21 protein-coding genes are annotated in these 19,567 nt (G+C 62.2%); 15 read left to right on the top strand and 6 right to left on the bottom strand.

Translation table 11 applies throughout. From position 1 onward, the window contains the following. Positions 1 to 9: 9 nt before the first annotated feature. From CG471_RS12595 to CG471_RS12585, 3 genes are read right to left on the bottom strand one after another with little or no spacing between them, the layout of a single operon-like run. Positions 10 to 3,351 (bottom strand): error-prone DNA polymerase, encoded by a 3,342-nt coding sequence (locus CG471_RS12595; RefSeq protein WP_004209676.1) that lies wholly within the window; start codon positions 3,349 to 3,351, stop codon positions 10 to 12. Beyond that, positions 3,348 to 4,889 (bottom strand): DUF6504 family protein, encoded by a 1,542-nt coding sequence (locus CG471_RS12590; RefSeq protein ID WP_080993680.1) that lies wholly within the window; start codon positions 4,887 to 4,889, stop codon positions 3,348 to 3,350. The genes CG471_RS12595 and CG471_RS12590 overlap by 4 nt, the downstream gene beginning before the upstream one ends. Further along, positions 4,813 to 5,541: an ImuA family protein gene (locus CG471_RS12585; RefSeq protein ID WP_037490814.1), complete on the bottom strand. Its 729-nt coding sequence runs from the start codon at positions 5,539 to 5,541 to the stop codon at positions 4,813 to 4,815. The genes CG471_RS12590 and CG471_RS12585 overlap by 77 nt, the downstream gene beginning before the upstream one ends. A 129-nt stretch (positions 5,542 to 5,670) precedes the next feature. Here CG471_RS12585 and CG471_RS12580 point away from each other — a divergent pair, with 129 nt between their 5' ends. The 14 genes from CG471_RS12580 to CG471_RS12515 all read left to right on the top strand — a co-directional run bounded on the left by CG471_RS12580 (position 5,671) and on the right by CG471_RS12515 (position 16,916). Further along, a complete protein-coding gene (locus tag CG471_RS12580) occupies positions 5,671 to 6,330 on the top strand; it encodes an SOS response-associated peptidase family protein (RefSeq protein WP_004209686.1) in 660 nt (219 codons plus the stop codon). A gap of 123 nt (positions 6,331 to 6,453) precedes the next feature. Then, positions 6,454 to 7,098, top strand: a complete 645-nt coding sequence (locus CG471_RS12575) for an SOS response-associated peptidase (protein ID WP_080604484.1) — start codon at positions 6,454 to 6,456, stop codon at positions 7,096 to 7,098. An 8-nt stretch (positions 7,099 to 7,106) separates the two neighbouring features. Beyond that, complete coding sequence (locus CG471_RS30650) at positions 7,107 to 7,283, top strand: hypothetical protein (protein WP_170978466.1); 177 nt, start codon at positions 7,107 to 7,109, stop codon at positions 7,281 to 7,283. A 231-nt stretch (positions 7,284 to 7,514) separates the two neighbouring features. Continuing rightward, entirely contained in the window at positions 7,515 to 8,501 is a 987-nt protein-coding gene (gene trbB / locus CG471_RS12565; RefSeq protein WP_004209691.1) for a P-type conjugative transfer ATPase TrbB, read from the top strand. Then, complete coding sequence (locus CG471_RS12560) at positions 8,498 to 8,833, top strand: TrbC/VirB2 family protein (RefSeq protein ID WP_004209692.1); 336 nt, start codon at positions 8,498 to 8,500, stop codon at positions 8,831 to 8,833. The genes trbB and CG471_RS12560 overlap by 4 nt, the downstream gene beginning before the upstream one ends. Beyond that, on the top strand, positions 8,833 to 9,102 hold the full coding sequence (locus CG471_RS12555; RefSeq protein WP_004209694.1) for a VirB3 family type IV secretion system protein: 270 nt from the start codon (positions 8,833 to 8,835) through the stop codon (positions 9,100 to 9,102). The genes CG471_RS12560 and CG471_RS12555 overlap by 1 nt, the downstream gene beginning before the upstream one ends. Further along, a complete protein-coding gene (gene trbE, locus CG471_RS12550) occupies positions 9,099 to 11,585 on the top strand; it encodes a conjugal transfer protein TrbE (protein WP_099232086.1) in 2,487 nt (828 codons plus the stop codon). Before CG471_RS12555 ends, trbE begins: the two co-directional genes overlap by 4 nt. Then, positions 11,582 to 12,268: a P-type conjugative transfer protein TrbJ gene (trbJ, locus tag CG471_RS12545; RefSeq protein WP_099232085.1), complete on the top strand. Its 687-nt coding sequence runs from the start codon at positions 11,582 to 11,584 to the stop codon at positions 12,266 to 12,268. Before trbE ends, trbJ begins: the two co-directional genes overlap by 4 nt. A 1-nt stretch (position 12,269) precedes the next feature. Then, on the top strand, positions 12,270 to 12,512 hold the full coding sequence (gene trbK-alt, locus CG471_RS31780) for a putative entry exclusion protein TrbK-alt (protein ID WP_080604485.1): 243 nt from the start codon (positions 12,270 to 12,272) through the stop codon (positions 12,510 to 12,512). Further along, positions 12,509 to 13,747 (top strand): P-type conjugative transfer protein TrbL, encoded by a 1,239-nt coding sequence (gene trbL / locus CG471_RS12535; protein WP_099232084.1) that lies wholly within the window; start codon positions 12,509 to 12,511, stop codon positions 13,745 to 13,747. The genes trbK-alt and trbL overlap by 4 nt, the downstream gene beginning before the upstream one ends. Before the next feature lie 4 nt (positions 13,748 to 13,751). Beyond that, positions 13,752 to 14,435 (top strand): conjugal transfer protein TrbF, encoded by a 684-nt coding sequence (gene trbF, locus CG471_RS12530; protein WP_004209700.1) that lies wholly within the window; start codon positions 13,752 to 13,754, stop codon positions 14,433 to 14,435. Beyond that, entirely contained in the window at positions 14,432 to 15,439 is a 1,008-nt protein-coding gene (trbG, locus tag CG471_RS12525; RefSeq protein WP_004209701.1) for a P-type conjugative transfer protein TrbG, read from the top strand. Before trbF ends, trbG begins: the two co-directional genes overlap by 4 nt. Then, complete coding sequence (locus CG471_RS12520) at positions 15,439 to 16,707, top strand: TrbI/VirB10 family protein (protein ID WP_004209703.1); 1,269 nt, start codon at positions 15,439 to 15,441, stop codon at positions 16,705 to 16,707. The genes trbG and CG471_RS12520 overlap by 1 nt, the downstream gene beginning before the upstream one ends. After that, the gene (locus CG471_RS12515) at positions 16,707 to 16,916 is read left to right on the top strand and encodes a DUF2274 domain-containing protein (RefSeq protein WP_004209704.1); all 210 of its coding nucleotides are present in this window, start codon (positions 16,707 to 16,709) and stop codon (positions 16,914 to 16,916) included. Before CG471_RS12520 ends, CG471_RS12515 begins: the two co-directional genes overlap by 1 nt. 166 nt (positions 16,917 to 17,082) lie before the next feature. Here the strand turns inward: CG471_RS12515 and CG471_RS12510 are convergent, their stop codons facing one another. Next, entirely contained in the window at positions 17,083 to 17,433 is a 351-nt protein-coding gene (locus CG471_RS12510) for a response regulator (protein ID WP_080604549.1), read from the bottom strand. A gap of 334 nt (positions 17,434 to 17,767) precedes the next feature. On the opposite strand from CG471_RS12510, the gene CG471_RS12505 reads away from it, so the two are divergent. After that, on the top strand, positions 17,768 to 18,565 hold the full coding sequence (locus tag CG471_RS12505; protein WP_004209706.1) for a hypothetical protein: 798 nt from the start codon (positions 17,768 to 17,770) through the stop codon (positions 18,563 to 18,565). Between the two features lie 152 nt (positions 18,566 to 18,717). On the opposite strand, the gene CG471_RS12500 is transcribed toward CG471_RS12505, so the two are convergent. Next, entirely contained in the window at positions 18,718 to 18,894 is a 177-nt protein-coding gene (locus CG471_RS12500; protein ID WP_234415664.1) for a hypothetical protein, read from the bottom strand. A 241-nt stretch (positions 18,895 to 19,135) separates the two neighbouring features. Further along, the gene (locus tag CG471_RS12490; protein WP_072893433.1) at positions 19,136 to 19,345 is read right to left on the bottom strand and encodes a hypothetical protein; all 210 of its coding nucleotides are present in this window, start codon (positions 19,343 to 19,345) and stop codon (positions 19,136 to 19,138) included. Between the last annotated feature and the right edge of the window lie 222 nt (positions 19,346 to 19,567).

Genomic DNA, 19,567 nt, shown 5'->3' with positions numbered 1-19,567 from the left:
CGCCGCCATTCAGCGAAAATCCCGTGTCTTGACCTTGATGCCCTCTGTCGGCTGGCCCGGAATGATGCCCGAGCCAAGGCGCAGATCGGGATCGTAAAGATCGCGGGCCCCGCGCCCGAGCGGCCTGTTCGCCGCATCGCGTGGATCGGGAGCCATGGCGCTTCTGACGATATCGGCGCGGCTGACCTGATAGATGCTGGCGACATCCGCCCGCTGGCCGACGCTGGCGAGGAGAGGCGAGAGATCGTCGAGCCGCTGGGCGATGAGATGGATGACCTCGCCCTCCTTCTGGACCTGACCGCGCACGCCCATCATCGAGGCGCCCAGCACCACGCGGCGATGCTTCTCGAAGAGATTGGGCCAGACGACGAGATTGGCGACATCGGTCTCATCCTCGAGCGTGATGAACATGGTGCCTTTGGCGGAGCCCGGCTTCTGGCGCAGGAGAACGAGACCGGCGAGATTGACCCAGCGCCCGTCGCGAATGTCCCTGAGCGCGGCGCAGGTCACCATCTTCCGGCGCGCCAGTTCGTCGCGCAGAAAGGCGAGCGGATGGGCGCGCAGCGAAAGTCCGATCGCGCGATAATCCTCCACCACCTCTTCGCCTTCGCCCATCTGCGGGAGCGCCACCTCCGGCTCGATCGCTTCGGGGCGAAGCTTGCCCGCCCTTGCGTCAGCGGCGGCAAAGAGCGGCAAGGCTTCTTCGCCAAGACCCTTCACCTCCCAGAGGCCGGCGCGGCGCGAGAGCGCCAGCGAACCAAAGCCACCGGCATGGCCGATCCGGTCTAGCGCGCGGCCGCTGACGCCGGCGCGGCGCTGGATTTCCTCGACACTGGCATAGGGTTCGTTGCCACGGGCCAGGACGATCGCGGCGCCATCTGCATTTTTGAGCTCGCGCGCATAACGCAGCCCGATCCTTAACGCATGATAGCGGCCTTGGGTCGGCTCGAGCGTGCAGTCCCAGCGGCTGTGATTGACGTCGATGGGGCGGACCTCGACCCCATGCTGGCGCGCGTCGCGGACGATCTGGGCGGGCGCATAAAAGCCCATGGGCTGGGCGTTGAGGAGCGCTGCGCAGAAGACGTCGGGATGATGGCATTTCATCCAGGAAGAGGCATAGGCGATGAGCGCGAAGGATGCGGCGTGGCTTTCGGGAAAGCCGTAGGAGCCAAAGCCCTCGATCTGCTTGAAGGTCTGTTCGGCAAAGTCGCGCTGATAGCCGCGCGCGATCATGCCGTTGATGAGCTTGTCGCGGAAATGGGAGACCCCGCCGGTCAGCTTGAAGGTCGCCATCGCCCGGCGCAGCAGATCGGCCTCCGACGGCGTGAAGCCCGCGCATTCGATCGCGACGCGCATCGCCTGTTCCTGGAAAAGGGGCACGCCCAGGGTCTTTTCCAGCACCCGGCGCAGTTCTTCGGTCGGATAGCTGATCGCTTCCTTTCCCTCGCGGCGACGCAGGTATGGATGGACCATGTCGCCCTGGATCGGGCCCGGGCGCACAATCGCCACCTCGACCACCAGGTCATAGAATTTGGTGGGCTTGATCCGCGGCAGCATCGCCATCTGCGCCCGGCTCTCGATCTGGAAGACGCCCAGCGTATCGGCCTTGCGGATCATCGCAAAGGTTTCCGGATCATCATGGGGAATGGAGGCCAGGTCCATGACGATCCCCTTGTCATCCTCGAGGAGAGCAAAGGCGCGGCGCATGCAGCCCAGCATGCCTAGACCCAGCACATCGACCTTCATGAAGCCGAGCGCATCGATATCATCCTTGTCCCATTCGATGATCTGGCGATCGGCCATGGCGGCGGGCTCGATCGGCACCAGTTCGTCGAGACGCTCAAGCGTCAGCACGAAGCCGCCGGGATGCTGGGACGTGTGCCGCGGCGTATTGATGAGGGTGCGGGCGAGCTCGAGCGTCAGCGCCAGGCGCTTGTCGCTCGTGTCGAGATTTAGCTCCTGCGCATGTTTCGCCTCGACGCCGTCGCGGGCCCAGCCCCAGACCTGACTTGAAAGGCCCGACAGCATGTCTTCGCTGAGCCCCAGCGCTTTGCCGACCTCGCGCACGGCGCCGCGCGCGCGAAAGCGGGAGATGACGGCGGTCAGCGCCGAACGTTCGCGGCCATAGGTTTCATAAATCCACTGGATCACTTCCTCACGCCGCTCATGCTCGAAATCGACGTCGATATCGGGCGGCTCGCGCCGCTCGGCCGAGACGAAGCGCTCGAAGAGCAGTTCGGATTTGACCGGATCGATCGAGGTGATGCCGAGCACAAAGCAGACCGCCGAATTGGCGGCGCTGCCGCGCCCCTGGCAGAGAATATCCTTCGAGCGTGCAAACTGGACGATCGAATGGACGGTGAGGAAATAGGGCGCATAGGCCAGATCACCGATCAGCCGAAGCTCATGGGAAAGCTGCTCGCGGACATTGTCGGGCACCCCATGAGGATAGCGGCCCGGCGCCTTGGTCCAGGTGAGGCGCTCGAGTTCCTGCTGCGGGGTAAGGCCGCTTTCTCCGATCTCGTCGGGATAGGTGTAGGTGAGCTGACCAAGGTCGAAGTGGCAGGCCCGCGCAATCTCGACGCTGCGGCGGAGCGGCGTCAGGTCGCCCAGATAGCGGGTGAAGAGCCGCTCCATTTCCGCGATGGATTTGAGATGCCGGTCGGCAAAACGCTCGCGGCGCTGGCCCAGCGTATCGACCGTGCATTTCTCGCGGATGCAGCTCACCACATCCTGCAGCAGCCGCCGCTCGGGCGCATGGTAGAGAATGTCGCCGGTGGCGACGGTCTGGACCCCGGCGCGCGCGGCGAGGCGGGCAAGGTCGCGCAGTCGGGTGGCATCGCGCGGCCGGCGCCGGATCGAGAGGGCGAGATAGGCGTGGGGACCGAAGATCGAGCCAAGCCGGTCGAGCGCCTCCTCGCACGCCGCATCGGCGCGATCGGGCACCAGGATGCCGATCACCCCTTCCACCCAGTCCGCCACGTCCGACCAGTCGAGATGGCAGCTGCCCTTGCCGCCACGGGCCTTGCCGATGCTCAAAAGTCGGCAAAGCCGTGAATAGGCCTCCCGGTCCGTGGGATAGACGAGCAGGGACGTGCCGCAGACAAGGTCCAGGCGGCAGCCGATGATCGCCCGGCAGCCGGTAACCTTCTGCGCGTCCCAGGCTCGCACGGCGCCGGCCAGACTGTTGCGATCGGTGATGCCAAGGGCTGGCAGGCCGAGCAGTGCAGCGGCCGAGAACAGCTCTTCGGGGCTGGAAGCGCCACGCAGGAAGGAGAAATGGGTGGTGACCTGCAGCTCGACATAGCGGGCGCCCTCAAGCTCGTCTGCGAGATCATGCTCGGCCATCATGCAAAGGCCCCGTGGATGAACCAGCGCATCGGTCCGGTGGACGCCTGTTCGCCATCGCCCATGCGGAACAGCCAGTAGCGCGCGCCGCTTGACGTCTCGACCTGGAAATAATCGCGCACGGCATAGGGTGTGTCCGCCTCATGGCCGTCCTGGCGCCACCATTCGCCATGGAGGCGTTCGGGCCCATCCGCCTGGGCGATCCGGTAGCGCCGCCCCCGCCAGACGAACATGGCGGGCGGATGATCGGGCAGCATGGCCATCACATCGACCGGCTCGGGTGGGGTCAGCATGCGGGCCGGCCGGGGAAGATCATCGGCCCAGGCCGCGCCGCCGGCCGATGATAGGGGCGCAACATGTCCGACTTCGCGTTCGGGCATGCTGCTCGCCCGGGGCGCCGAGCGATAGAGGCTGCGCGCGCCGAAACGGTTGGCGAGCGTATCGACGATCGCGGTGAGATCCGGGCCGCGATCCTCGCCAGCCAGGACGCTCCCGACCTGCGCAGCTGCCATGGGTTGGGTGAGCGACGCGACCAGTGCCATGGCCTCGATCCCCATGCCCGGATCAATCGTCTCGATCTTCTGGGAGAGCAGCTTTGCCAAATGACGCACATCGCGCGAGGGGGAAGCAGTCCCGACCCGCACGGCCTGCCTGGCGCCATCGACCCGCTCGAAATGAAGATCGAGCCGGCGCGCGCCTGTCCCCGCGCGCAGCAGGAGGCGGGCAAGATCGGTGCACAGGTCCGCGATGACCTGGCCAATGGCATCGGCGGTACCGATCGGTTCGAGCAGGCTGCGCCGCACGCGCGGCAAGCTGGCGCGGTAGATCGGATCGATGGGTTCGGGCACCTGGCCCAGGGCCTGGTCGAGCCGTTTGTAGAGCTGCCGGCCGAACCGCTTGGCGAGGGGCGCACGCGGCGCGGCGATCAGCTGCTCGATGCGCTCGAACCCCATGCGGCGCAGTTCGCTCACGACGCCCGGCTCGATGCGCAGCGCCGACACCGGCATGATCGAGAGCGCGGCGCGCGTGGCGCCGGGCTCGATGATGTTCGGCCGTCCTGATGGCACAAACCGTGCCACCGCATGGGCGCAACCGGGCGTGTCGGCGACCGCGACCTGGCAGGCGAGGCCCGAGCCACTGACCCGGCGCATCATGTCCTTGAGGAGTGGCACTTCACCCTCGAAAAGATGGGCGCAGCCGGTAATATCGATCCACAGGCCATCAGATGGATCGGGCGCGACGATCGGAGAATAGCGCTTTCCTGCCCACAGAGCGAGCCGGCGCAGGCCCTCAAGATCGCCCTCGGGATCGGCATCCACGACGTCCAGGTCCGGCGCCAGCGACCGGGCGCGCGTTACCGTCATGCCGACGGCTATGCCAAGCCGGCGCGCCTCCTCGTCCACGGCCGCGATCAGGCGGCGGCCATGGTCGGCATGGGCGGTGACGAGGGGCGGTGCGCCGCCTTCAGGCGGCCTGCCGGCTTTGCGACGGATACGATCCGTCGACCAGCGCGGCAGGAACAGCGAGACAACCCGTCTCATCGCTTCCCTCTACGGTCCAGATTTGGGGTTCGGTGCCGCGCGCGCGCTCAAGCGCCAGCGACCAGCGCGGACGCGCGAGACCGGGAAAGCCCAGCGCCGGGCTGGGCACGGCCCGCACCCGCCAGCGGGTCAGCGCGGCGCTGCCCTCGGCCTGGCTTTCCGGGGGCATGGCGCGGCGAAAAACCATGGCCAGCACGCCCGATTGTTCGGCTGCCAGCTGCAGCCGGCGCGAAGCGGTCAGCGACATTTTCCGCAGTTCCCCGACGACACCACCAAGGCCGGGGTGACGCAGGCATTCCTCCATCGCGATGAGGACATTGGTGTCATTGCCCGCTTCCACAAAGATGACCCGATCGGGGTGGAGCCCGGCGAGATGCAGGGCCGGCGAAAACAGGTCGCGCCAGTGGAGGCACCAGATGATCTGGCCCCGCGACCGCGCGAGAATGCCGGCCAGGAAGATGGTGGCGGCCGCATCATCGGCGAGATCGGGACTTCCCGCCACCTCATGGAGAGCGCCGGTCGCGATACCGCCACCCGGCAGATGATGGTCGATGGCGTCGATACCGAAGGGCAGCACCGGGTGCCGACCGCCCACAGCTTCGACCTGCGCGATGCGCGCGCGCAGTTCGTCGAGGATGGCGGTTCTGGACATGGGCGGTAGGGACTCGAAAATATGTTCCATATTTGTTCGCTCCAATCTGCCACTGGAGTCAACGGCATTTCGTTCTTCATATGTTCTATGTTAGGAAGATGGCTTCGAGTCCCTCCAGGAGGTGAGGTCATGTCACGGCTGCATTGCGCGCGGGCGAGCATCGCCGAGATCGCGGCGCATTTCGGGATCGATTCCTTGCCCTCGATCACGGTGCCCGAGGAGACAGTCGAAGGGCTGCCGGGGCTGGTTGTCTTCGAGAAGAGCGGCCGGCGCCTCTTGCGGTCCATGACATGGGGTTTTCTGCGCCTGACCAAGGATATGCGCGCGCGCGGCGAAGAAGCGGGGCGTATCGGCCTTGTCGCAGATCTCACCAACCCAATGTGGGAGGAGATGGTGGTCGATCCGCGCTATCGCTGCCTTATCGTGCTCACCCATTTTGCCAATCCCGATGGCGTGCCCGGTGCCAGGACCAGGACCTGGTTTTCGGTGAAGCGCCAGCCGATCATCGCCTGGGCCGGCTTCTGCCGAAACCTGCTGAGCGAGGGGCCGGTCTATGCCGGCATGACGATGGAGGCCAATGCCGCGATCCCGCCGACCAATGACCGAATGCCGGTGCTGCTCGACCCCCATGACTATGACGCCTGGCTGCGTGGCGGTATCCAGGATGTGATCCGGTTTCAGTTCCGGCCACCTTTTGCAGCCGAGCGAATGAACGTGCAGCGAACCGAGGATAGCTGGCGCAGCAAGGCACCGCCGCCCGGAACGCAGGCGCAGGCGCTTCTGCTGTAGTCGGGGCGAGAAGTTTGCCGGCTATCCTGCCAGACAGGCGGCTTTCCCGTCTCTCGCGCCATGATAGGATGAAGCTGGAATCACCAGCTGCTCCAGCGGCTTCGTTCGAACAGGAGGTCAGCCATCTGCAATCTCTACACCGAGCGTCTGAGCGCTGCCGAGGTGGCCGCCCATTTCGGCGTCGCCAACCCGGTCATGTCCAATGCCGGTGACGAGGTCTATCCCGGCACGCCGGGCCTCGTGATCCGGGAGGAAGCCGGGCAGCGCATCATGCAGTCGATGACCTGGGGCTTCCCGTTGCGCCTCAAGGGCATGGCCCCGACGGCAAAGCCCAAGCCTGTCAACAATATTGCCGATCTCGCCAAGCCGATGTGGAAAGGCCTGGCGGCCAAGCCGCAATGGCGCTGCCTCATCCCGCTGACGGCCTTTGCGGAAGCGGAAGGCGTGAAGGGCGCCAAGACGCGGACCTGGTTCAATGTGAAGGGACAGCCGATCTTTGCATGGGCGGGGCTCTGGCGCGTGAGCGATGAATGGGGGCCTGTCTATTCGGGCGTAATGACCGATTGCAACGAAGCCATCCGGCCTGTGCATGATCGCATGCCGGTGCTTCTCATGCCGGAAGATTATGAGCGGTGGCTTCACGGCTCATTTGATGACGCGGTGTCATTTCAGGACCGCTGCTTTCCCGATGCGTTGATCGAGATGACGCGCACCAGCGAGCTCTGGGTGAAGAAGAAGGCGGTGGCCGAGGCTCCGTCACTCCTATGACCCGGGAGATGGAACGTTGGGCCGCGGCTCTCGCCGTTGATCGCCAATATGGCACCGGAGCAGCGGAGTTCATCGCAGGGCGCGTGAAAGCCCTTGCCATTGCGGGGGATGAGGCTGGCGTGCTGCGCTGGCTTGCGATCGCAGACTGCCTTGACGCTCTTGCCGCTGGCGGCACCATCCAGTGACATGATTGGCCGCATTTGGGGCCAGCCGCCGAACCGGTATCAACTGCCGCCAATGGCTCCGGCACGAAGAATCGTCGACGATATGGGCCGTGTGCGATCAGCGTCCTACGCCAGCGCCTGTCTTTCTTCGCCACAGCTTCATGATCGCAGACATCTGTTGAAACCCGCCATTTTCTGCGTCTCTTAATCATCCCATCGGCGGTCCGGCATCGCCATCAGATGGGAAAAAGCATGTCTGAGACCGCGACAATAGCTGTCAGAAAGCCCCAGCGCAGCGCGCGCATGCTGCAGACCGCCTTGGGGCCTCATATCGGGCGGTGGCTCCAGGATCCGGCCGTCATCGAGGTCATGCTCAATCCGGACGGTCACCTCTGGGTAGATCGGCTGGGCGAGGGCATGTCCGACAGCGCCATCAGGCTGGCACAAGAGGATGCAGAACGCATCATTCGCCTCATTGCCCATCATGTCGGCGTGGACGCACATTCAGGATCGCCGCGCGTGTCGGCAGAACTGCCGATAACGGGAGAGCGGTTCGAGGGGCTGCTCCCACCGATTGTCAGGGCGCCGACCTTCGCCATTCGCAAGCCAGCGACCGCGATCTTCACGATCGACGACTATGTCGCAGCGCAGGTGATCACGCATGAACAGGCGGCAGTGCTGCGGCGTGCTGTTGCCGACCGTGCCAATATCATCATTGCGGGCGGCACTGGGTCGGGCAAGACGACGCTGGCCAATGCCCTTCTCGCCGAAATCGCCAAGTCGCCGCATCGGGTCGTCCTCATCGAGGATATGCGTGAGCTGCAATGTGCCTCGCCCAATCTGGTCGCCATGCGGACGAGGGATGGCATAGCATCGCTGCAGGATCTGGTGCGCTCGGCCTTGCGTCTGCGCCCTGACCGCATCCCCATTGGCGAAGTACGCGGGGCAGAGGCGCTCGATCTGCTCAAGGCCTGGGGAACCGGCCATCCCGGCGGCATCGCGACGCTTCATGCCGGTTCCGCCCTCGGCGCGCTCCGCCGGCTCGAACAGCTGATCCAGGAAGCGGTCGCCACGGTGCCCAGCGCACTCATCGCAGAAACCGTCAATCTCATCGCGGTCCTTGATCGCAATGCCCAGGGCCGACGCCTCACCGAACTGGCCTGGGTGACAGGCCTTGATTCCGCGACCGGCAATTATCGCCTGATTTCTCATGCTTCCAGCTCAGGAGAAGATTCATGACCCATCCCCTCAATCGCTACGCTTCGCGGATGCGTGCCATGCCCGCCGCAGCCTGCATCGCCTTGATGCTGATAGCGGCGCCAGCAAATGCCAGCGGCTCGTCCATGCCATGGGAAGCACCGCTCCAGTCGATCCTTCAGTCGATCGAGGGGCCGGTTGCCAAGATCATCGCGGTCATCGTGATCATCGTCACGGGGCTCAGCCTCGCCTTTGGCGACACATCGGGTGGCTTCAGGCGGCTGATCCAGATCGTCTTCGGCCTCTCCATCGCCTTCGCAGCATCGAGCTTCTTCCTGTCCTTCTTCAGTTTCGGCGGTGGGGCGCTCATCTGATGCAGGACCATGACACCACGCCCGGCTTCCATGCGCCTGTCTATCGGGCGCTGGGCGAACCGATATTGCTGGGCGGGGCGCCGCGCTCGCTGGCGATCGTCAATGGTACGCTGGCAGGTGCGGTCGGACTTGGTCTTCGGCTCTGGATATTGGGCATCGCCCTGTGGGCCATCGCCCATTTTCTCGCCGTCTGGGCCACGCGCAACGACGCACAGTTCGTGGAGGTGGCCCGCCGCCATCTCAAATATCCCGGATGGATGCAGCCATGATGTCATTGCGGGAATATCGATCGACGTCGGCCTGCCTGGCAGACTTCCTGCCCTGGGCGGTGCTGGCGGCACCGGGCATCGTCCTCAACAAGGATGGGTCGTTCCAGCGTACGGCCAGGTTCCGCGGCCCGGATCTCGACAGCTCGACGCCCGCAGAACTTGTTGCCGTCGCGGCGCGCATCAACAATGCGCTGCGACGCCTGGGATCAGGCTGGGCGCTGTTCGTGGAAGCGCAGCGTCTGCCCGCGCAAGCCTATCCCCAAGGCCTGTTCTGCGACCGGGCATCGGCTCTAGTGGACATGGAGCGCCGCGCGCAGTTTCGCGAGGCCGGCGTCCATTTCGAGAGCTTCTATTATCTGACCCTGCTCTGGCTGCCACCGGCCGAGGAAATCTCGAGGGCGGAATCCTGGCTTTACGAAGGGCAAGTGAAAGGCGCACTCGACCCACTGACCCACCTGCGAAATTTTGCCGACCGGACAGATCGGCTGATCCATCTGCTCGACGGCTTCATGCCTGAAGCCCGATGGCTGAAAGATGGCGAGACGCTGACTTTCCTCCACAGCTGCATTTCGACCCGGCACCAGCGGGTTCGCGTTCCCGAAACACCGGCCTATATCGATGCGCTTCTTGCCGATGAGGGCCTGTCCGGCGGTTTCGAGCCGCGCCTTGGCGAGCATCATCTGCGCACCCTCACCATCACCGGGTTTCCGACGTCGACCTTCCCCGGTCTCCTGGACGAGCTTAACGCGCAGGCCTTTGCCTATCGCTGGTCGACCAGAGCGATCATGCTCGACAAGAATGATGCGACCAGATTGCCGACCCGAATCCGGCGGCAATGGTTTGCCAAGCGCAAGTCTCTTGCCGCAATCCTCAAGGAGGTGATGACGAACGAGCAGTCTGTCCTGCTCGACAGCGACGCTGCGAACAAGGCCGCTGATGCAGACATGGCGCTCCAGGCGCTGGGCGCCGATCATGCTGGCATAGCCTATGTAACGGCGAGCGTAACGGTATGGGACCGTGATCCGACCGAGGCATCGCACAAGCTGCGGCTTGTGGAAAAGGTGATCCAGGGGCGTGACTTCACTTGTTCGATCGAGCGCGTCAATGCCGTCGAGGCATGGCTGGGTGGCCTGCCTGGCCAGGTTTACGCCAATGTCCGCAGGCCTCCCATAACCACGCTCAACCTTGCGCACCTCATTCCGCTGTCCGCGGTGTGGGCAGGCGCCGCGCGCGACGAACATCTCGATGGTCCGGCGCTTCTCTATGGCAAGACCGAGGGATCCACACCCTTTCGCCTCTCCCTTCATGTCGGCGATGTCGGTCACACCCTCGTCATCGGCCCTACCGGCGCAGGTAAATCGGTACTGCTCGCCATGATGGCCATGCAGTTCCGTCGCTATGCCGGTAGCCAGATATTCGCCTTCGATTTTGGCGGGTCGATCCGCGCCGCCATCTTAGCAATGGGCGGAGACTGGTGCGATCTAGGGGACCAAATTGATGCAGGTCAGGAAGCCAGCCCAAGGATTGCGCTTCAGCCACTGGCTCGGATCGACCAGCCGGCTGAACGAAGCTGGGCTGCGCAATGGATTGCTGCTCTTCTTGGAACGGAAGGCATTGCGCTCGATCCGGCCGACAAGGATCATCTCTGGACGGCGCTCAATTCGCTGGCATCGGCCCCTATCGCCGAGCGCACGCTGTCGGGTCTGGCAGCGCTCCTTCAGACCCAGCGCCTCAAACAAGCATTGATCCCCTATTGCGAGGGAGGCTCCTGGGGCAATTATCTCGATGGAGAAAGCGAAAATCTGGGATCGGCATCGGTCCAGGCTTTCGAGATCGAAGGTCTGGTCGGCTCCTCTGCCGCAGCGCCCGTGCTGGCCTATCTTTTCCACAGGATCGAATCGCATCTCGATGGTCGTCCGACCCTCATCCTGATCGATGAAGGCTGGCTGGTGCTCGATCATCCGCAATTTGCCGAGCAACTGCGCGAATGGCTCAAGACCTTGCGCAAGAAGAATGCGAGCGTGGTGTTTGCCACCCAGAGTCTTTCGGACATTGATGGCTCCGCGATTGCGCCGGCCATTATCGAGAGCTGCCCAACCCGTATCTTCCTGCCCAATGAGCGCGCCCTAGAGCCGCAGATCACGCAGATATATTCTCGCTTCGGCCTCAATGATCGCCAGATCGAGATATTGAGCAGGGCGACGCCCAAGCGCGACTATTATTGCCAGTCCCGGCGCGGCAATCGCCTGTTCGAGCTCGGTCTGGGTGAGGTCGCACTCGCCTTCACCGCCGTCTCTTCCAAGCAGGATCATCGCTCGATCAGCGACATCCTCGATCTGGTCGGACGGGAGCAGTTTGCCTCCAGATGGCTGACAAAAAGGGGCCTGGACTGGGCGGCAGACCTTCTCGCGCACATCGATATTGCGCCACCGGTGGATCCTGATCCGCAGATCCCTCCCCATGACGAGGAGCCTCCGCAATGAAGAAGCGCTTTGTCCTGATCGCTCTGATGGCGCCGATGGCAATCATGATCCCGCCGGCTGCGCATGCTCTGGTGGTCTATGATCCGACCAACTATGCCTCCAACGTCCTGCAGGCGTCCCGGGCACTTCAGCAGATCAACAATCAGATTCAGCAGATTCAGAACCAGGCCACATCGCTTCTTAATGAGGCAAGGAATCTGACGAGCCTTCCGCTTTCGACATTGTCGACACTCCAGACACAAATAGGCCAGACCCGTCGCCTGCTCGCGAGTGCGCAGCGCATCGCTTATGATGTGCAGGACGTCCAGAATGTCTTTGCGACCCGCTACTCGGGCGCCGCGCTGCGCGGCGATGCTGCCCAGATGGTCGCGAATGCCGACGCTCGCTGGCACGATAGCGTCGACGCGTTGCAGGATGCCATGCGCGTACAGGCCGGCGTGGTCGGCAATCTTGATGGCGCGCAGTCGAGCATGGAGCGCTTGATGGTGGCGAGCCAATCAGCAACCGGTGCCTTGCAGGTCGCGCAAGCAGGAAACCAGATGTTGGCGCTCCAGGCTCAGCAGCTTGCCGATCTGACGGCAATATCTGCGGCACAAGGCCGGGCTCAGGCGCTGGCGGCCGCGCAGCAGGCGGCGGTCGAAGCGGAGTCGCGCGAGCGTTTCCGTCGGTTCCGAGGCAATTGACATGCGGCGGCCGGGCATCGCCATATTATGCTGCGCTGCCGCGGGAATGATCGTTGCGCTGACAATGGTCATGGCGCGCGACCGAGCGGCCGAAACATCAGCCACGGTCCGTCCACAGGAGGCCAATGCTCCTGCCGCGCCGATCCCGCCCCAGTGCCGCACGGTCGCGCAGCCGGACGCAGCATGCCTGGCGATCTGGGAAGAGAGGCGACGCCGCTTCTTTGCGTCGGATCGCCCGCGATGACCGACACAGGCGTCATCGACGAGTTCCTCCTCGTCTTCACCACCTATATCGACAGCGGTTTCGGCTTGCTGGGTGGTGAGGTCGGCTTCCTCTCCTCCAGTCTCATCGCCATCGATGTGACGCTTGCCGCCCTCTTCTGGGCGTGGGGCGCCGACGAGGATATCCTCCAGCGCCTTGTCCGCAAGACGCTCTATATCGGCCTGTTCGCCTTCATCATCGGCAATTTCTCAACGCTTGCGACGATCCTGTTCCAGAGTTTTGCGGGATTAGGGCTCAAGGCTTCGGGAAGCGGACTTGCGATCGGCGATTTTCTGAAACCCGGTACGGTCGCCGCCACTGGCCTCGATGCTGGCGCGCCGCTGCTCGATGCGACGGCCGACCTGTTGGGTCCGGTCGGTCTCTTCACCAACTTCGTCCAGATCATGATCCTGCTCCTTGCCTGGCTGATCGTCGTGCTCGCCTTCTTCATCCTCGCGATCCAGATTTTCGTGACGATCGTGGAGTTCAAGCTGGTGACGCTCGCGGGCTTTGTCCTGCTCCCCTTCGCCTTCTTTGGTCGAACTGCTTTCATGGCCGAGCGCGTGCTTGCGCATGTGATCTCGTCCGGGATCAAACTGCTTGTCCTTGCGGTGATAACCGGGATCGGAACGAGCTTGTTCGCACGCTTTACGACCGCTGGCATCCCCGCCGAACCGGACCTTGCACAGGTGATGTCGATAGCCCTTGCTGCATTGACGCTCCTGGGGCTGGGCATTTTCGGTCCCGGCATAGCCAATGGGATCGTCTCGGGCGGTCCGCAGCTTGGCGCCGGGAGCGCAGGAAGGCTGGCAGCCGGCGCCATCGGAAGCGCGGCAGGCAGCGCGGCAGCGAGCGGCGCCCGGATCGCTGGCGCCGCAACGCGGGCCTATTCAGCCGGCGCCAGCGGGAAATCCGGCGCGTCCGCGGTGGGCGGTGGTCTGGCAGAGGTTGCAAAGAGCGCTGCGGCATCGCTGACCTCGCCGCTGCGCAACAGCGCCGCCGGCCTCAAGGACGGTTTTGCCCAAGGACGTTCAGGCGCCACAGGACAGCCTTCAGGCGCGATCGCCCAGGAGGGCGCCGGCCATGTGCCGCATTGGGCCACGGCTATGAAGCGGCGCCAGATGATCAGCCACGGCGCCACAGTCGCCAGCCAGACGCTCAAAAGCGGCGACAGCCATGGTGGCGGCGCCGGCCCGGATATCAGCGAAAGGAACTGACATCATGTTCCAGCGAACATCGGTCCATTATGGAAAGTCGCCCGAAGCAGTGACCCCATATCAGCGGGCCGCTCAGGTCTGGGATGACCGGATTGGTTCGTCACGCGTGCAGGCGCGCAACTGGCGCCTGGCTTTCTTCGCCAGCCTCGCTCTCTCGACGACGATGAGCATCGGGCTGCTGTGGCAAATGGCGCGCGGAACCGTGACGCCCTGGATCGTCGAGGTCGACAAGCTTGGCCAAGCGCAGGCGGTGGCACCCGCAACGCGCGACTATCGCCCGACGGATCCCCAGATCGCCTTTCATCTTGCCCGCTTTGTCGAGCAGGTCAGAAGCCTGCCGACGGATCCCATCATCCTGCGTCAGAACTGGCTGCGCGCCTATGACTTCACGACCGACAGGGGGGCGGCAGCACTGAGCGAATATGTGCGGCGCGATGATCCTTTCACCAAGGTCGGGCGAATTCAGGTGGCAGTCGACATATCGAGCGTCATCCGCGCCTCGGACGACAGCTTCAGGATCGCCTGGGTCGAACGACGCTATGAGCAGGGCATATTGAGCGACACCAGCCGATGGTCGGCAATCCTGACCGTGGCGCTCCAGCCTCCTCAATCCGAGGACATCCTCACCAGAAACCCGCTCGGAATCTTCGTCGATGCCCTCAACTGGTCAAAGGAGTTCGGACAGTGACAAACCCTCGCCCCTCCCTGGTTGCCGGCAGTGCCGTCCCCTTGCTGGTCGCGTTCATGGTCGCGCCTCTGTCGATTGCGCCTGCATATGCGCAGGACAGCGGAGAAATGGCAGCGGCAAAGCACTCCTCCAACAACGCCACAATCAAAGTCGTGCCACTTCCGGTTCCCATGCCGCTGCCGGGGCAGCTCAAGCCTGTGCCGCATGCGGTCCGGGCGCTGCCGGCTGCGCCCCAGCGGGATGTGAAATCAGCCAACGCAGCGGCTCGTATCCAGCCCAGTCAGGGCGATTATGTGAATGCTATGCAGCGCTATGCGTTTGCAGATGGCGCGCTCTATCAGGTCTATGCTGCGCCCGGGCAAGTTACCGACATCATGCTACAGGAAGGCGAGGAGCTTGTAGGCGCCGGTCCGATCGCCGCCGGCGACACTGTACGCTGGATCATCGGGGACACCGTAAGCGGGAGTGGTTCCTCGCTGCGCGTTCATGTGCTGGTGAAGCCGACGAGAGGCGATATCGCCACCAACCTCATCATCAACACGAACAGACGCACCTACCATCTCGAACTGAAGGGGACGCCATCGACCTACATGGCATCGGTGTCCTGGACTTATCCACAGGATGCGCTGTTCGCATTGAAAGCTGCAGCGGCGCAGGAAAGCCGCAATGCGCCGGTCGCGACGGGCTTGGATCTGGCATCCCTGAACTTCCGTTACCAGATAAACGGGGATCTGCCTGCCTGGCGCCCGCTGCGTGCGTTTGACGATGGCCGTCAGGTCTTGATCGAGTTTCCCTCGGACATCGCGACCGGCGAAATGCCACCGCTTTTTGTCACGGGTGCATCAGGATCGGCCGAGCTCGTTAATTACCGCGTGCAGGGGCACTTCATGATCGTCGATCGCCTTTTCAGCGCAGCGGAACTGAGGCTTGGGGACAAGAAAACCAGCAAGCTGGTGCGCATCGAACGGATCGACCCGAAGCCAGTTCATCGGGCAAGCCGATAATGAGCAGCGCAGAAAATAGCAGCAAGCCGGCCGATAAGGTCGAGGACCAAGTCGGGATCGATAACGACGACATCCCGCCCGCCAATGTATCAAAAGGCAAAAATTCTGAGGCGGTTGCGTTGCGGGCGGCCTCGCCGCCGGCCATGCGTCTGTCCCGGAAAGCGATCGGGCTTCTGGCGGCCGTCAGTTGCATCTGCATTGCCGGAACATTGATCTATGCCCTGCGGCCAAAGACGATCGAGCGCGTCGAAAACATACCGGTCTCGCACGGCCGCATCAAAGCCGAAACCATTGCCTCAGCACCCGACGACTATTCCAAAATTCCCAAATTGGGGACGCCATTGACCGACGTCCCGGGACAGCCGCTGCTTGAAGCGGAACAACAGCCAAGTCTGACGAACCCCGGCCGCTCGCCACCCAGCGATGAGCGCCTGACGGCGCGCCAGCAAGAGCGAGAGCGCCAGAGGAGCATGCGTGAGGCCGCGCTATCGAGCAGATTGTTTCTTGCCTCAGCGCCGACGGTTGCAAGGGCGAAGGAACCGGACGGGGTGCTGCCAGCGGAGGCCAGAGCGCCCCGGGATCCGAGGGCAGAAGCTGAAAGCCAGCCCCTCCAGTCCCGAACCACCGATACGAATAGGCGCACGTTTCTGGCGCCGGTCGCTATCGCCGAGGCAAGCACACAGCGCGTTGCGAACTCGGCATCGCCCTATGTCGTGCAGGCGGGCAATGTCATCCCCGCTGCGCTGATCACAGGCATCCGATCCGATCTTCCCGGCCTTATCACCGCGCAGGTGACGGAAAATGTTTATGATAGCCCGTCGGGCCAGATCCTGCTCATCCCGCAAGGGTCTCGGCTGATCGGCGAATATGATAGTGCGACCGCAGCGGGACAGCAGAGGATATTGATCGCCTGGGACCGCCTGATTTTTCCCGACAGCCGTTCGATTCTGCTCGACCGGCTTCAGGGCGCCGATCAGTCCGGCAGGTCGGGCCTGCAGGATGGTGTGGACAATCATTGGGCCGGCTTGCTCGGCGCAGCATTCATCTCGACCCTGTTGAACATGGGGACCGAGGTTATGGCCGACGATGACGGAAGTCTCGTGCGAGCGCTGCGATATGGCACGCAGGACAGCATCAGTCAGGCAGGCCGACAGATCATCGGGCGGCAACTGACGATTCCTCCGACACTCACCATCAGACCTGGCCATCCTCTGCGCGTGATGGTGAAGCGAGACATCATATTGGAACCATGGGAAGGGCAGAAGTGATGGTCAAACTCAAGCTAGGACCGATCGAGGATGATAAGCCAGTCAAAATCTCGGTCGAACTTTCCGCTGCGGTACATCGGGATCTGACGGCTTATGCGCGCATCCACGCTAGCGACACAGGACTGACCCATCCCATGGCAATTGAGCGGTTGATCGGCCCGATGCTGGAGCGTTTCATGGCCAGTGATCGGGGTTTCAGAAGAGGATGATGCCCAAACGGCCTTCGACAAACTTCTGCGTGATAAAATAATCCCAAGAAATGAGTCTGGTGCAGCAGGTTACTGTCCAGCAATCAGACTCTCACTTTGTCCCTGCCGCAACCGATGATGGGAGGTGTGAGCATCAGGATGCGCCAGATGATGGGAGGTGTGAGCATCAGGATGCGCCATTTGCACTGTCTCCAAGCAGTGACCTGAGCCTTTCGACCGGTTGGCCAGGCTTCATAACAAGCGGCAAGTGAGGATGCCGCGCTTGCAGTTCTGGAGGAAGTCCGGCAGCGCTGTACACTAGGAACGGTATTGCGCTTTCTATCAGCAAAAGTGCTAGAGGCGTCACATCGCGATCCCGGAGATTTGCGTCAACGATGGCAGCGTCAATCTTGGCCTGGGTAAGGAAATTGACGGCTTCACTGACGGCTGAAAACGGCCCGGCAACTGTACCGCCTACGGCTTCTACATTTTCGCAAAGCGCCATTGCAATAAGCGGATCATCCTCGACGATCAGCACGCAGAATCCTGATAGCATATGTTCTCCCTTGCAGCGGGAGCACAATGTCTCTCAGTCGGTGATGCGCCGAACATGTCACCGATAGGCTGTAAGCGGATTGATATGGATTAAGTTCCGAAATTCATTTTATATTTCAGCGACTAATTGTGGTGCCCCTATATTGTTGGTCGAGACGCATTGGCTATTTCCCGCCAAATCGCAGTCTCCAAGGCTACACCGTGCGGTATAGCCTTCCTTGCCATGCCTCCAAAAGGCAGGCATGGTTCGGTGTCACCGCGTAATCGACGCCACTTCGGTTTACGGCGCGCTTGATCCAGAACGCGACAGGAATTCCATGAACTATAGCGGAACGCGCATTGCGCGGTCGTCGCCCCCTGCCTCCAATGACGCCTGGAATGGCAGAGGCGCATCCCCAGAAAGGAAAGGAGTACAGGAAAACGGGGCAGGATCGGACAAAAGCCTCCCGATAATTACGGTCGATATTGCCGATATTCCGGGCGGTGGCCAGCTTCACCTCCTCCAGTGTGGGACAGAGTTCTCGATCCAGTTCGGCGATGATGAGTTGATGGGCAGCCGGGATCATGAATCCGAAAAGGCTCTCGCAAGGCTGACCCAAGAGCGTCTTGCTCAGCGCGATGGCAATATTTTGATTGGCGGCCTCGGCATGGGCTTCACGCTCGCGGCTGCGCTCGACGCCTGGTCACAAAGCGCGACCATCACGGTTGCCGAGCTCGTGCCCAAAATCATAAGCTGGGCTAACGGACCTCTGATGCACTTGTTCGGTACCAATCTGACAGATCCGCGAGTCAGAATTCAATTGGCCGACGTGTTTGATGTCATTACCCATGAGAAGGATCGCTTCGATGCCATTCTGCTCGACGTCGATAATGGTCCAGACGGTTTCATCAGAAAAAGCAACGACAGGCTTTATTCGACCGACGGCTTGGAAATGGCCTATGCGGCACTGAAACCGGGCGGCCTACTGTCGATATGGTCAGCCTACAGCGATGACGCATTTGCCGAAAGGCTGGAGCAGGCCGGATTCTGTCTGGATGAGATTTTGCTGCCAGCCTTTAGCGGCAGCGCCGAACGCTGGCACAATATCTGGTTCGCCGCCAAGGCCGGGGCCTGACAGTCCGTACCAGCTTTGCAAGCATGAGACCAAGCCTGCCAGGCTTCCATTCGCGACAGCGCGCGACCGGGCTTGGCAGGCATCGTCGTTCTCAGGTCAGTAAACCGGAGACTCACATTTGATTTGTCGTGATGGCACTTGGCCGGGTTAGTTCAGAATTGCCACTGCTGTAGAGGCGTTGAAGCCTCTTCGCGTTGCAACACGGAAATGATCTTCGCATAGGCACGAGCCAAATCCTCGTGCCTTGCTCTGATCGCAGGATTCTCCGCAAGCTCAGCATGCTTTAACTCGGCCAATCTCCGGCGGTTAAGATAGTCGAACCGACCCATGGCCATATTCATCGTGCTGACGGCGGATGGTGACGGGCCACATGCGATCGGGAGCGTGTGACAGATCCTTCGATCAGCTTACCCTTCATCAAAGCGCGAAGCGCATCGGCATCCCGTGGGTCAAGCAGAACGATCCGCACGCCACCGGAGTCAAGCGCCTCGAGAACCGAAATCCTGAAGCCGTTTTTTTGACACACCAGCCGCACGGAGTCGGCTGACTCCATGATGTTTATGGCCCTGCTCATATCCGACCATCCCGCTGGTCATTCAAAGCGAAAGGGGCTGAACCATCGGGACGCTCTGATCGATAGGGGTGCACATGTTCTCGAATGCGCTGCGCATAACGGTTGGCCAAACGCTGATGCGCATGGGATGCAGCGCGGCAATGCGCGCTTTGGGCACGCAGCAACTCTTCCTGCTCGCGCTTGAGCAAATAATTTAGATCTTCCACAGATGGGCTCCCTCAGCTGGCAAGCGGGAGCACGTTGGTCTCTCTGTCACGGCGAATGCTTGCAGCAAATTTCGCGCAATAATTGTGTTTATCAAATAATATTCTCAAAGTCCATGATTTAATTTATAAATCACATGAAAAACCTTAAGAATTATTGGATCGACATAGCAACGATATTTTATAAAATATAATGCATGATATTTGAGATCAAATATGTAGAAC

This window comes from Sphingobium sp. IP1, assembly GCF_002708645.1.
GTDB lineage: Bacteria > Pseudomonadota > Alphaproteobacteria > Sphingomonadales > Sphingomonadaceae > Sphingobium > Sphingobium yanoikuyae.
This window is presented reverse-complemented; position numbering and strand designations above follow the sequence as displayed.